This is a genomic window from Paracoccaceae bacterium (assembly GCA_012103375.1).
Lineage (GTDB): Bacteria > Pseudomonadota > Alphaproteobacteria > Rhodobacterales > Rhodobacteraceae > WLWX01.
Window position 1 is genome coordinate 1,369,904 of record WLWX01000001.1, and the last position, 12,989, is coordinate 1,382,892.

The window sequence follows — 12,989 nt, forward strand, 5'->3', positions numbered from 1 at the left end:
GCTGTCTCGTGGTCAAAGCTTTCCGACTATTTCGCTTCATAGGTTTTCGCAAGAAATCCGCGACGCTCTGATTTCGGAGTTTTTCAACACAATCGGCTGATAGTCGAACTTGGTAAAATCACGCACCGCATCGCCCTGGCTTTGCGCCGTGTGATGCCAATCCGACCGGGGCCGCCGTTTGCTTTCGTCCATCGGCCCCGTCGCGCCGATCACCAAAACCGGGGCGCGATCCGTATGGGCATAATAAATCGCCATTTGCCCATGCAGCAGCCCGACCAGATCATGCAGGATACAGGCCATCGGCTTGCCCGTCGCCTTGGCATAGCCATGGGCGATCTGCACGGCCGTATTCTCGTGCTGGCAGACCAGCACCTCGGGTGCGTTGTCGCCATAGTTCACGATGCTGTCGTGCAGCCCGCGAAAACTCGCGCCCGGATTGATGGCGACATAGGGAACGTCATAGGCCTGCAGCAGGTCGACGATGACGTCGGATTGATACTTCTGATACTCGGGCGGGACGGGCATGGGGGTACTCCGGCGGGGTTAGGGGGCGGCCTGCCCGAATGTGGTGATCAGCCCGACCAGCATGGCCAGCACGCCAGCGATGAACGGGATCACCGCGACCGAGGCGATGCGCAGCCGGAAAAACGACGCGCCAACCAGTGGCAGTTCGAATATCAGGATACGGTGCACTGCGAAAATACTCCAGGACGTAAGGAAGGTGATTAACGCCGGGGTCGAGGCACCGGCCTTGGCAAACACCGCCGCGATCGCGAAAGAGATCACCGGCCCCGAGGGCACCATCAGTCCCGCAGCCGCCGCAACAGGCAAGGCCAGCAATCCGGCGTCGGGGCCAAGCGGACCCGCGATCAACTGTTTCGGGATCAGCGTCGCGACGAACCCGGCCCCGACAAGGGCGCACAGCATGCGCGGCACCAGCTTGGCGAATTGTTCAGCGAAGCGTTTGACCACCGGGGCGGCGTCCTGACGGCGGACCACAGCCACGTTCACAAGGATGACCAACAGGCCAAGCAGGGCTGCGAGGCCAATGCTCATTGGCTTGGATCCTTCACCGTCAGCTGCATCGGCAATCGCCGCGCGATCAGACCGGCGATAATTGGCAGTGACATGCTGATCGCGAACCGCATGATGGCGAATTCGGGTCCCATGAAGGGCACGTCCCAGACCAGGATGCGCTGCAACCCCAGCGTCCCCCAGGCGGTGATATAGGCCACCATCGCGCCCCTGTCGGCGCCGGACCCTGCCAGGACCGCCAGTAACGCATAGGCCGACGCCGGACCGCCCGGCGTGATGGTTCCCGCGACACTTGCGATCAGCAATCCGCGCAGCCCGGATTCGGATCCGACCAGTGCCGAGATCCTGTCGCGCGGGATCAGAAACCAGATCAGCGCCGCGATCGAGACTGCGATCACCACCCGGGGCAGCACATTGGTCACCAGATCCAGATCGCCCCAAAGCGCCGCGACAAAGGCATCATGTCCGCGCAGCACATAGCTCAGCGAGCCCGTTACAACGGCGAAGCCCAGAAATCCGAAGAAACTGCGCCCGAAGCCGTCACGCAATACACTGCGGCGCCAATCCGGGTCGTGCAGGAAATCGAACCCAGCCACCCGCGCCGCGCCTTAATGCGTGTGGCCGTGCGGGGCGTGCCCGTGGTGCCCGTCATGCCCATGCCCATGGTCCGCGTCGTCATCGTGGCTGTGGCCGTGGGCGGCGTCATGGTCGCGCGCTTTCTGGATCATCAGCTCGCGCGGCTGCGCGTGGCCGTCGCTCAACGCTTCGACGGTGGCGCGGAACAGATCAGCCTCGGGCGGCAGCTGCCCGGCCAGAAACCCGGCAAGGCGCGCCAATGCGATGGCCTGACTTGCAATGGCGTCCACCGTCTCATCCTCTTCAGCGGCTGTGGCATCGCCCAATGCGCGGGCCAGCCCGTCGTTAAATATCGCCTCCATATAGGTGGCGCGCCCTTCGCCGCTGGCCAGATTTTTCGGCGCAGCCGCGGTTGCAGCCGCATCCAGACCAAGCATCTTGGACATGCCCTGAAACCGCTCCAGCACTTCCTGGCTGATCAGCAATTGCTCGTCGATTTCACCGCACATGGGCCAGTCCTTTCAAGGCTATAGCGCTGGCGAGAGTATCGCCGGAAAACTGTGAACCACAAGTGAACCACCGACCCACAGGGCCAGCGCCGCAATCGCAACACCCGTGGCGGTCTGCATCCAACCCGCACCGCGCCCGATCACCCCGAGGGGGTAAGAGGCAACCGCACTCAGCACCGCCATTCCGGCGAGTGAGCCAAGGCCGAACAGCGCAAAATATCCCAGCGCCTGCGTCACTGTATCTGCCGCGGCGACGGCCAGCACCAGCAACCCGGCAGAGCCTGCCGCGCCGTGCAGCAGCCCGACCCCGAAGACCATCGCGCGCGCCCGACCATCGCGCGCGCCCGGTGGCTGTGGCTGTGGTCATGCGCGCCGTGGGGCGCGGCTTCGCCTGCGTGGCTGTGCAGGTGGATGTGCTTTTTGGTCCCGTGTGCGTGCACGTGGACATGAATGCGATCCCGCCGCATCTTCCACAGCACGCGCAGACCAAGCGCGATGATCATCACCCCAACCGCGCCTTCCATCGTCGCCTCGACCCGGCCCGAAATCGTCAGCCCGGCCAGCACCACGACCGAGCAGATCACGAACAGCGCCGTGGTATGCCCCAACCCCCAAAGCGCGCCGCGCGCGATCAGCCGCGCACGCCCGTCGCCTTCGTTGGCGAATGTGGCGACGGCGGCCAGGTGGTCCGCCTCAAGCGCGTGGGCCATGCCGATGACAAAGCCCAGGGCCAGGAACGCGGTCGGTTCCCCAAGAAAATCAAGCCAGTTCATGCGCGCATTCCTGTCAGCATGGCGGGGATATAGTCGTCGTCGCTGGCAACCACCAGCACGCGGGTGAATGGGCGCATTGCGTTTACGACCCGGTCGACTTCAGCCTGTAACTGCCCGTTTGCCAGCGCCAATCCCGCGCAGGTGATGCCGCGGCTGTAACATTCCCGCGCGATGACACCGGCTGCACCTTCGCTGTCACCAGAGGCCGCCAACAGAACCACCACATCCGCGCCGTCAACCTCGTCCAGCAGATCGGCGCGGGTGCCGTCTGGATGGCTAAGCGGCAGGTCGGTGGCGGCGGTGTCGGGACCCACCGGGCCAGCCGAAACGGTCAGGAAATGCGCGTTGTTCCAGGGGTCTTCGGTGATCGCATACATCGCCTCGGCAGCCCGCGCATCCAGCGCGAAAATGCGAGAGGTTCGGGTGCGCGAATTGGGATAGTCCACGCGGAACGCCGCCTCGGCCCGAGTTGTCGCGCGCGCGCAGCCCCCCAGCATCGTGGGATGGTCCACTGGCCCACGCCCGGCCCGCGTGGCGTTGTCGGCCTCGAACATATCCTCACCGTCGTGGGGCATCAGACCGAGGTCTGCTTGACGCCGGGGCGCACGGTTAGGTCGTCTTTCATGGCGTCTTTGAATGGCTGGTCCGGCGGCAGCACGCGCGCGGCGGAGCGTACCTGCTGATGGTCCACCGACCGCCCCGGCGGCTCCACCCCCTTGTCGCGCAGCGCGATACAGGCCTTGCGCAGTCGATGCCGCGCCATGATAATCCCGTTGTCGGTGGAGACCAGGTTCTCCTTCGTTCGGTCCACAATCGGCCCCATGCTTTCTTGAAGCGAGGCATCCTGCATCGCGATGCCCCAGACGCCGGAATATGTCTCCCCCCGTGCCTGTGCCTCCCGATCAATCAGGTAATCGTTGTCCTTGTTCTGACGCGGGCGGAAGCTGCCCGGCGCCTCATACTGGTTATGGACCCCGTAACCGTCCTCCATCGCCTGACGCTCATCCTTGGTCAGCGCGCGGGTCGGGTGGTAATCGAAGCTCCACGCCCAGCAGTTTTCGTCGTCGATGGGCACCCAGAAATGCCCGTGCATCGGGTGATCGCCGCGCGGCGGCACCATGGTGAAGCTGGGCATCACCCAGGGCGTGATCCGCCAGTAATAATGGTCGTCCTCGGCCATCCGGCGCGCACCGATGGACAGGCCGCCAGCGCTTTCGACAACCTCGAACACCGGCTTCTTGTCGTTCTGATTGTACTTGTTGCCCTTAGAGCCGCGAAACAGCGGATCTGTGTTCAGGCTGCCGGAGTGCAGGAAACTTACGTGGCTGCTGTCAATCCCGCCTTCCATCGCCTGCAACCAGTTGCATTCCTGCCAGCGTTTGGAGGTATAGGTCTGTTCCGCCGGAACAGTCGCAAATTCCCATTCCGGTTCCGGGGGCCGGTTCTCGGCGTCCCCCATATGCGTCCACAGGATATCGCCGACCTTGATCAGCGGGTAACCCTTCAGCTTGATCTTGGCGCAGAAGCCGGATTCTTCAGGCTCGCTCGGCACTTCAATACACTGTCCGGTATAGTCGTACTTCCAGCCGTGATAGGGGCAGCGCAGCCCGCCTTCTTCGTTACGCCCGAACCACAGCGACACGCCGCGATGCGCGCAAAATTCATCCATCAGGCCATAGCGGCCCTTGCTGTCGCGAAACGCGATCAGCCGCTCGCCCAGCAGCTTCACCCGCACCGGCGGGCAGTCATCCTCAGCCAGTTCGCGGGCCAGCAGCGCGGGCTGCCAATACTGGCGAAACATCTCGCCCATGGCGGTGCCGGGGTCGGTCTGCGTCAGTAACTCGTTGATGTCCTTGCGAAGCATGGCAAACGCTCCTGTTAAGGTTTCGGCGGCAGGTCCGGCTTTTCCAACTCATACGCCTCGGCCATTTGCGAGGTCAGGCCGTTCTCGGCCAAAGCATCGGCGAACATGGTCCGCACTGCCGCGCTTTCGTCGGCATAGTCAATCTGGTCGCCGCCAATGCGCTGCGAAATCCACGCCTTCGGTACGCCCTGCGCGTTGCGGATCGCCACGCCCTCGTATTTGAACGCCAGATAGCGTGCGGGAGTCGTGCCGGTGTTGAAATGCTGGTGGAACCACATATTCGGCGGCACGATCATGGTGCCGGGCTTCCAGTCGTAGCGCTGCGGCTCCTCTCCTTCCGGCCACATCAGGGAATATCCGGTGCCCGACAACAGGATCACATGCGCGCCGGGGCCGTGGCGGTGGCATTTCTTGTAGGTGCCGACCGGGAACTGGCTGATGTGGCTGTTCATCGAGCATTTCGCCAGCTGGAACCGGATATGCCCGCCGCCCGCGCCGCGTTCCTTGGCATAGACCAGCGGCAGGTTCACCGCGTCGGCGACGAAGTTCGTCTCCATCATGAAGCCGTCGGTTTCCTTGGTCTCGCCGAAATACTCAGGCTCACCGGAAAAGCGGCCCTTGAAGTCATGCGCCGTGCCGAAGATGAAATCGGGTTCTTCGAAGACATTCATCAAGGGCGGCATGTTGGTGACGCCGATATAGCGCGCCGGTTCAGACCCTGAGCCGTTGAAATGCTGGTGATTGGCGTTCAGCGGGATGCCGAAGATCGCGCCCGGGCCCCATTCAAAGCTGACCTTCTGGCCCGCGTCGTTCCAGACCACGGTCGACCCGCGCCCGGACAGGATCAGCACGGTTTCTTCGAACAATTGCCGGTGCGGGGCCAGTTTGCCGCCAGCAGGGATCTCCATGACATAACAATCGTTGGTGGTGCGGCTGGCGTCGTGGTTCATGAACACCGCATTGCCACCACGCCGCGCCCAGGGTTTCAACGCGACCTCATGCAGCGACGGGACGTAGTTTCCGTTGATCAGCTCCAGCCCTTCGGCGGCCAGAAACCTTGTATATGGCGTCTCTTTCTCGGTGCGGAACTTGTCCGCCATCTTGTCGGACACAACGGCATGTTTGGTCATCGCAATCTCTCCCGCCGCGTCGCGCGTTGTTGTCAGCTTTTGGAATTGCCTCAACGCTACGGCAGGGGTAGGGTGCCGTCAATGGACCGGCGGTCCACATAGAGGAACACGAAATGCCCGACCCGACGGACCCGCCGCGCCACACGATCGACGACCACATGTTCGGTGATTTCTACGATCACGAACATGGGCCGGATGCGGATCACGACCACGACGATATCGACCCCGGTCCGTTGGAGGAAAACCCGATTTGGCTGCGCGACAACGTCTCGCTGACCAGTGTGGGGATCGACATCGGGTCAGCGGGGACGCAGGTGATATTCTCGACCGTGCATCTGCAACGAAAGGCCGACAGCCATGCCTCACGCTATGTCATCGTGGACCGGGCGACGGCGTATCAAAGTCCGGTCAGCCTGACCCCATACGCGGGCGCGTTAATCGACGCCGCCGCCCTTGGCGCGATCATCGACAACGCCTATGCCGGGGCGACGATCCGCCCGGCTGACATCGACACCGGCGTGGTGATCCTGACCGGAGAGGCGCTTAGGCGTGAAAATGCGCAGGCCATTGCCGACATTGTTTCGGCCAAGGGCGGTGATTTCGTCACCGCGACGGCGGGCAACCATATGGAGGCGCTGCTGGCGTCCTATGGCTCGGGCGCGGCGAAGGCCAGCCATGATGCAGGCAGTCGCATCCTGAACGTCGATATCGGTGGTGGAACGACGAATCTGGCTGTGTGTGACGCGGGCGAAGTTGTCTGGACCGCCGCCCTGCACATCGGCGGGCGGCTGATCGCGGTGCAGGATGGCAAGGTGATCCGGGCCGAAGAAGCGGGCATCCACCTGGCCGCGCAGGCAGGGGTAACTGTGGCCCTCGGCGACGCGCTTTCCGCCGATGACCTGAGGCGGGTTGCCATACATTTTGCCGACGCTTTGCAGACGGCAGTCCGACAGCGACCATTGCCCGATGCGGTGGCGGATCTGTTCCTGACCGACATCCCCGATGATATCGACCCGCTGGACGGCATCATGGTGTCCGGCGGTGTCGGCGAATACGTCGCGGGGCGTGAATCTCGCGATTTCGGCGACCTGGGCCTGCCACTAGGCCAGGCCTTGCGTGACCGGGCCGCCGCCGGGGACCTGGGCGCGCCGCTGATCCCGGCGGCGGCCTGTATCCGGGCCACGGCGTTGGGGGCGTCCGAGTACTCGGTCCAGCTGAGCGGGCAGACCAGCACGGTCACCGCCCCCGGCAAGCTGTTGCCGCGGCGGTCGATGCAGGTGCTGAAACCGGCGCTGGATCTGGCGGATGAACCGGGCGCCGGGCGCATTTCAGCGGCGATCCGCGATCATTTCGCGGCTTTCGACCTGACGCCTGCCACCGACGAAGTCGCCCTGGCCTTCGATTTCGATCTGCCCCCGGATTACGCGTCGATCCGCGCGCTGGCGGACGGGATCGCCGAGGCGATGGCCCCGCGTCTGCAAGGCGATCACCCGCTGTTTGTGATGATCGACGGGGATATAGCGCAGACGCTCGGCGGCATCCTGCGCGACGAAATTGGCGTTGAAAATGAGCTACTTATCCTCGACGGGTTGTCCCTGCGCGACTTTGACTACGTCGATCTTGGGAAGATCAGATTGCCGTCTTACACGGTGCCGGTCACCGTCAAATCGCTGCTGTTCTCGGACGATCCGCGTGGCCCGCGCCGGGCCGAGCGGCGGCAGTTCGGGCCGCGAGGCCATGACCATCACCACGACCACCATCATCACCCACATGCGCACCCACACGTCAAGCGGCGTTGACAGGTGGTGCGCATCCGCAACTAATGGAACCATGTTCTGCATCAAGGAACGCGATTGACCGACATGAGCAATCCAGCCCGGACGCCAAGGAAAGAAATTAACCGCAATCTGCGGCGCGACAGCTCTCGACTGTCGTCAGTGACGACAGCGATTCACCTGCTGAAGACCTTTACCGAGGACGACAAGGAACTTGGGATCAGTGAGCTTGCCAAACGGCTGAGCGTGGCAAAAAGCACGGTTCACCGGCTTGCCGGGACGCTGTTGGAAGAAGGGCTGTTACAGCAGAACCCGGAAAATGGCCCTTACTGTCTGGGGGTAGGGCTATTCTCACTCGGGTCACTGGTGCGGGCGCGGCTGGATGTGACAAGCGAATCCAAGATTATCCTCAATGACTTACGCGAACAAACGCAAGAGAACGTGCGCCTGGCGGTGCTGGAACGCCAAAGCGTGGTGTTCCTGCATGATTTTGAATCGCCGCAAACGCTGCGTCTGCGATCGGGCACCGGACAGCTGCGCCCGGCGTTCTGCACAGCTGAGGGGATCTGCCTGATCTCAGGCCTGCGAGAGCCCGAGCTGGCGGCTTTCCTGTCCTATCCGCGCGATGCACGCACCGCCAGGACCGCGATCGACGAAGACACGCTGCGCGCCCGCATCCGGCGTACCAAACGCCAGGGCTATGCGGTGGAAGATGAGGATTGCGACGAAGGCACCCGCTGCATCGCCGCGCCGATCCACAATGGCGACGGGCGCATCATTGCTGCGGTCGGCATCGCCGGTCCGCGCGTGCGGATACGAAAGCGCGAATTCACAAAACTCGCCCCGCTGGCGATCGAGGCGGCGCAGCAGATCTCTGAACGACTGGGATTCTTCCGCCGTCAGCCGGTCTATGTCTGAAATGACCATTGCAGATCGGCGGCGCATTTGCGCGGGCAAGCCAGCCGGCGAAGCAACCGAAACATCCGAAACAAGCAGGAAACGCGCCAGATGAGCAAGGTTTCGATACCCCAGTTGCACGACATGAAACGCGCGGGCGACAAGATCTTCGCGGTCGTGGCCTGGGATACCCATATGGCTGCCATCGCCGATCGGGTCGGGGTCGAAATCGTGTCGGTTGGCGATACCGTGGGCAAGAACCTCTGGGGTCATGAGACGATCATGGAAATCACTATGGATCAGATGATCACCGTTGCGCGCGCGGCGCGGCGCGGGGTGACGAATGCACTGCTGAGCGCGGATTTTCCTTATGGCCGATTGTGTTGAAAAACTCCGTTTTAGGGCCTGAACGATGATTTTTCTTTCCATGCAGCCCGATCCTAAATTTTTGGCGCGGGGGTCGGCCCAAATCGCCTACATGCGCTCACGCGCAGCCATGCGCTGTCTCGTGGTCAAAGCTTTCCGACTATTTCGCTTCATAGGTTTTCGCAAGAAATCCGCGACGCTCTGATTTCGGAGTTTTTCAACACAATCGGACCCTTGCAGGAAGGGGTCGAGGCCGCCGTCAGCGCCGCAATCCGTTTCGTCAAAGAGGCGGGCGTCGATCTGATCAAACTCGACGGGGCCGCGGATTACCCCGAAGCGGTCGAGGCGCTGACCCGCGCGGGAATCCCGGTCTGGGCGCAGTTTGGCCTGACGCCGCAGACCGCTTTGGCGATGGGCATCCCATACGAAAATCAGGCGGCGGTCGGGCCCGATGTCGTGGCCGAGATGGAAGACCGGATGCTGTCGGATGCGCAGATGCTGGAACGCGCCGGGGCGGTGCTGCTGGATTTCACCAACTCTGGCCCCCTGGTCGGCCCCAAGGTGGTCGAGGCTGTCAACATCCCGGTGATTGGCGGTTTCGGCGGCGGGCCGTGGCTGGATGGCCGGGTGCGGCTGGCGCAGGCGGCGGTCGGCTACAACGTGGCGGCGCTGGACCGGGAGCCGACGGGCTATGCCAATGTTGCCCGCACAATCCATGATGCGCTGGCTGAATGCGGTGATGACGTGCGCGCCGCGGGCCAGATCAAAGGGCAACCGGGGAGGTAGCGGATGCCGTTCACCGACATCGACGGGATCACCACTCATTATCAGGTGGTGGGCGATGGGCCGCCGCTGCTGATGTTCTCACCCGGTGGGTTTGACGCGCGGATCAGCAAATGGAGCGATCTGGGCGTCTACAAGCGCATCAAACTGCTCGACCATCTGCCGAAGCACTTCCGCTGCATCCTGTTCGACCGGCGCGAAAACGGACAATCCGGTGGCCGGGTCGAGGCGATCCGTTGGGACGATTACGTCCGCCAGGGGGCCGGATTGCTGGATCATCTGGGGATCGAGCGCGCGCATCTGATGGGCGGCTGCATGGGGTGCTGCCCGGTCACGGCATTCGCGACTGCAATGCCGGAACGTGTGTCCTCGATGGTGCTGTTCTGGCCGGTCGGCGGCCCGAACTATCGGATCAGCAGCCAGAGGCGATTTGGTGAACATATCGCGTTTGTCGAGGCTGAGGGCCTGCATGGCGTCGTCGATCTGGTGCACAGCCACGACAAGAATTTCAGCGCCGATCCGCGTGGCGGGCCCTGGGGGCAGCCGATCCGAAATTCATCCGATTTTGCAAAGACTTACGCGGCGATGGACCCCGGCACCTATATCGAAACGGTGCGTCAGATGCTGGCCAATCTGATCGACCGCGATACCGCGCCGGGGGCCGAGCCTGAGGCGCTGATGGCACTGGACATCCCATCGCTAATCGTGCCGGGTGCGGATGGGTTCCACGCGACATCCGCCGCCCGCTATCTGCAGGAGTGTCTGAAAGGGGCCGACTATTGGGATGTGCTGCCGGATGAGTTGAACGAAGAGGCGGCGAATGATCGGGTGGCCGGGTTTCTGCAGGCGGTGGGCGGGGTGTAAAGCGCGGCGTTGAAACGTATGTTTTGTGACCTGAACGGCGGGGGTAAAACTGGCCCGGAGCAGAAGTTGGCAGTATGTCCCTGCGCCCGGTGCGCGCCGTAAGGCGCAGGGCGCGCGCCGGACCGGTCCCGCCGGTCAGGCGCTGGTCTGAACGTGGCGTGTCCAAGCAAGTTGATGACCAAACCTGAGCCATAAATCATGCAAACTTAATGGCGCAGCGCCAGCATACCGGTCCGGCGCGCGCCCTGCTTTCGATGCACTGCTGATGCCCACTTCAGTTGACTATTGCTGTGTTGCCGCTTGTCACATCCTTCTACAACCCGTTGCAGATATTGGCATCCCAAAGCTCTCGCTTGGTCACGGCCCGTGCATTAAAGCGTTTCGGCTTGAACCTGAATCGCGAGGGATTCCCTTGAGACCTGATCTGTGATTCATCCTGTTTGGGAGGATGGATCATGTCAGCACCTTTGCCATCTGCGCTTCGGATACGGTTTCAGAGATACATTGAAGAAGGGTTGAGCGGGCGCGCGGCGGCGTTGCGGTTGAAGCTGTCGCCTGCCACAGGCGCGCGGTGGGCGCGTCAGGTGAGGATGAAGGGTCATGCGGAACCTGCCCGGCAGGGACCGCCGCGCGGCAAGGGAAAGCTGGCTCCGCATCGGGAATTCTTTGAGGAGTTGATCGCACAAGACCCTGACATCACGCTCTTTGAGTTGCGTAATGCGCTGGCCGATGCAGAGGGTGTGCGGGTGCATCACTCCTCCATCGCCAACCTTCTGTCCCGGCTCGGCTTCACGTACAAAAAAAGTCGCTGGTCGCAACCGAGCGCCGCCGCGCCAAGGTAAGGCAGCAACGGGCCGACTGGTTCAGATACCGCTCGCCAGCCATTGCGACCTTTCCTGAGCGCGTTGTCTTTATTGACGAAACCGCAGTGAAGACAAACCTCACGCGCCTACGCGGCAGAGCCAAGCGCGGTAAGCGCCTGACGATGGATGCGCTCTTCGGAAGCTGGGGAACCCAAACCTTGATCGCGGGCCTGACCCAAGGCGCGCTGATCGCACCTTGGGTCATCAAGGGAGCGATAGATGGCCCCGCCTTCGCGGCCTACATCCGCGAAGTGCTGGTCCCCGAGATCAACCCCGGCACTGTCGTCATTCTCGACAACCTGGCAACCCACCGGAATAAGGAGGCGACGCAGGCTTTACGCAATCACGGCTGCTGGTTCCTTTACCTGCCACCGTACTCGCCCGACCTGAATCCCATCGAGCAGGCCTTCTCTAAACTGAAAGCCCATTTGCGACGGATCGGGGCCAGGTCCTTTACCCAGGTCTTCGAAGCAATCGGAGCAATCTGCGATCTCTACGACCCAGTAGAATGCTGGAACTACTTTAAGGCCGCCGGATATGTCTCAGGTTAATGTCGAAACGCTTTAGTTTTGACCTGAGGGTGCAAAGACAATCCTGGGCAAAAACCGCCTATCCCACCAACTCCCGCACGCCCGGCGCAAATAGCCCCTCAATGCCGACACTTTCCGGAATGATCGCCTGCGCCAGGCATTGCTCCACCAGCACCTCCAGCATCTTGGCGTTCGGCGCGATGCCATAGGGCAGGGGGTCGTCCTGAACCTCCATCACGGCGCGCAGAATCTCATCCATCTCGGCCCCGCCCGTTACCTGACCGGCCTTCAGCGCGTTCAGATGAAGCCGTTTGGCAGCCACGAAGCCATCAAACAGCTGCGCGGGCAAATCGGGAAGCGCCGCAAGCACATCGTCGCGGATCACCAGCGCGTGGTTCAGCGGATAAAACCCCCGGTCGCGGAGTGCTGCCAGACCCACCCCGAAAGCATCGTTGATCAGGGGCCGGGTGCCAGGAGCCTTGAGGATTCCCGTTGCCGCCACCGCCTCTCCACTGGCCAACCGATCCTCCAGACTGGCGCTGTCGTGGAAATCCCCGACATTCGCGGGCGGGACCCAATCGGGCACGTGCTCAAGGCCGGTCCGCCTCCACTGGACCGCCGACAGATCGACGCCATAATCCATAGCCAGGATCGCCCGCGCCCACAGGCTGGTTGTCACGGTATAGCCCCGGTTCACCCCGACGACTTTGCCTTCCAGGTCCTTCGGCGTCGAAACCTCGGGCCGCGCCACGATGGCGCGATGATGGAACCCGCGCGTCAGGAAGATCGGCAGCGCCGTCATCTTCGCCCCCAACGCCTTGGCGCAGAGGTAGGTTGTCATCGCCATTTCTGAGACTTCGAATTCGCCGCCGATGATCATCCGGCGGAACGCCTTGGGGATCGGCAGAACCTCTTCAAAGTCGAAGTCATAGTCGGGCAGGCTTACCCGCCCATCCTTCAGGGCGGCGGTGTGGCCGTGGGTCATGAAGACCGTTTTCAGGCGGGTTTTGGGCATCCGGGGTCC

The 12,989-nt window shown here is 62.7% G+C and carries 11 protein-coding genes and 3 pseudogenes; 5 read left to right on the top strand and 9 right to left on the bottom strand.

The genetic code is table 11. The annotated features are described in order from the left end of the window. Positions 1 to 36: 36 nt before the first annotated feature. From GKR99_07055 to GKR99_07090, 8 genes and pseudogenes are all read right to left on the bottom strand, one after another. A complete protein-coding gene (locus tag GKR99_07055) occupies positions 37 to 525 on the bottom strand; it encodes a hypothetical protein (GenBank protein ID NKB27315.1) in 489 nt (162 codons plus the stop codon). 18 nt (positions 526 to 543) lie between these two features. Next, positions 544 to 1,056 (bottom strand): hypothetical protein, encoded by a 513-nt coding sequence (locus GKR99_07060; protein ID NKB27316.1) that lies wholly within the window; start codon positions 1,054 to 1,056, stop codon positions 544 to 546. Continuing rightward, positions 1,053 to 1,613 (bottom strand): hypothetical protein, encoded by a 561-nt coding sequence (locus GKR99_07065; protein NKB27317.1) that lies wholly within the window; start codon positions 1,611 to 1,613, stop codon positions 1,053 to 1,055. Before GKR99_07065 ends, GKR99_07060 begins: the two co-directional genes overlap by 4 nt. A gap of 54 nt (positions 1,614 to 1,667) precedes the next feature. After that, a pseudogene (locus tag GKR99_07070) lies at positions 1,668 to 1,742 on the bottom strand (urease accessory protein UreE). Positions 1,743 to 2,138: 396 nt separating this feature from the next. Further along, positions 2,139 to 2,893, bottom strand: a pseudogene (locus GKR99_07075) (high frequency lysogenization protein HflD). Continuing rightward, positions 2,890 to 3,468, bottom strand: a complete 579-nt coding sequence (locus GKR99_07080; protein ID NKB27318.1) for a hypothetical protein — start codon at positions 3,466 to 3,468, stop codon at positions 2,890 to 2,892. Before GKR99_07080 ends, GKR99_07075 begins: the two are co-directional and overlap by 4 nt. Then, positions 3,468 to 4,757, bottom strand: coding sequence for a Rieske 2Fe-2S domain-containing protein (locus GKR99_07085; protein NKB27319.1), 1,290 nt, complete (start codon positions 4,755 to 4,757; stop codon positions 3,468 to 3,470). Before GKR99_07085 ends, GKR99_07080 begins: the two co-directional genes overlap by 1 nt. Before the next feature lie 14 nt (positions 4,758 to 4,771). Beyond that, complete coding sequence (locus tag GKR99_07090; protein ID NKB27320.1) at positions 4,772 to 5,887, bottom strand: ethanolamine ammonia lyase-activating protein; 1,116 nt, start codon at positions 5,885 to 5,887, stop codon at positions 4,772 to 4,774. 113 nt (positions 5,888 to 6,000) lie between these two features. On the opposite strand from GKR99_07090, the gene GKR99_07095 reads away from it, so the two are divergent. From GKR99_07095 to GKR99_07115, 5 genes and pseudogenes are all read left to right on the top strand, one after another. Then, positions 6,001 to 7,686: a recombinase gene (locus GKR99_07095; GenBank protein ID NKB27321.1), complete on the top strand. Its 1,686-nt coding sequence runs from the start codon at positions 6,001 to 6,003 to the stop codon at positions 7,684 to 7,686. A gap of 63 nt (positions 7,687 to 7,749) precedes the next feature. Beyond that, complete coding sequence (locus tag GKR99_07100; protein NKB27322.1) at positions 7,750 to 8,580, top strand: helix-turn-helix domain-containing protein; 831 nt, start codon at positions 7,750 to 7,752, stop codon at positions 8,578 to 8,580. Positions 8,581 to 8,670: 90 nt separating this feature from the next. After that, positions 8,671 to 9,711, top strand: a pseudogene (locus GKR99_07105) (hypothetical protein). A gap of 3 nt (positions 9,712 to 9,714) precedes the next feature. Continuing rightward, on the top strand, positions 9,715 to 10,572 hold the full coding sequence (locus GKR99_07110; protein NKB27323.1) for an alpha/beta fold hydrolase: 858 nt from the start codon (positions 9,715 to 9,717) through the stop codon (positions 10,570 to 10,572). Between the two features lie 455 nt (positions 10,573 to 11,027). Continuing rightward, positions 11,028 to 11,986 (top strand): IS630 family transposase gene (locus tag GKR99_07115; GenBank protein NKB27324.1). Its coding sequence is split into 2 segments (ribosomal slippage): positions 11,028 to 11,369 and positions 11,372 to 11,986, totalling 957 coding nucleotides; the frame shifts between segments, so codons are not numbered across the junction. Between the two features lie 58 nt (positions 11,987 to 12,044). On the opposite strand, the gene GKR99_07120 is transcribed toward GKR99_07115, so the two are convergent. Then, positions 12,045 to 12,980 (bottom strand): ABC transporter substrate-binding protein, encoded by a 936-nt coding sequence (locus GKR99_07120; protein NKB27325.1) that lies wholly within the window; start codon positions 12,978 to 12,980, stop codon positions 12,045 to 12,047. Between the last annotated feature and the right edge of the window lie 9 nt (positions 12,981 to 12,989).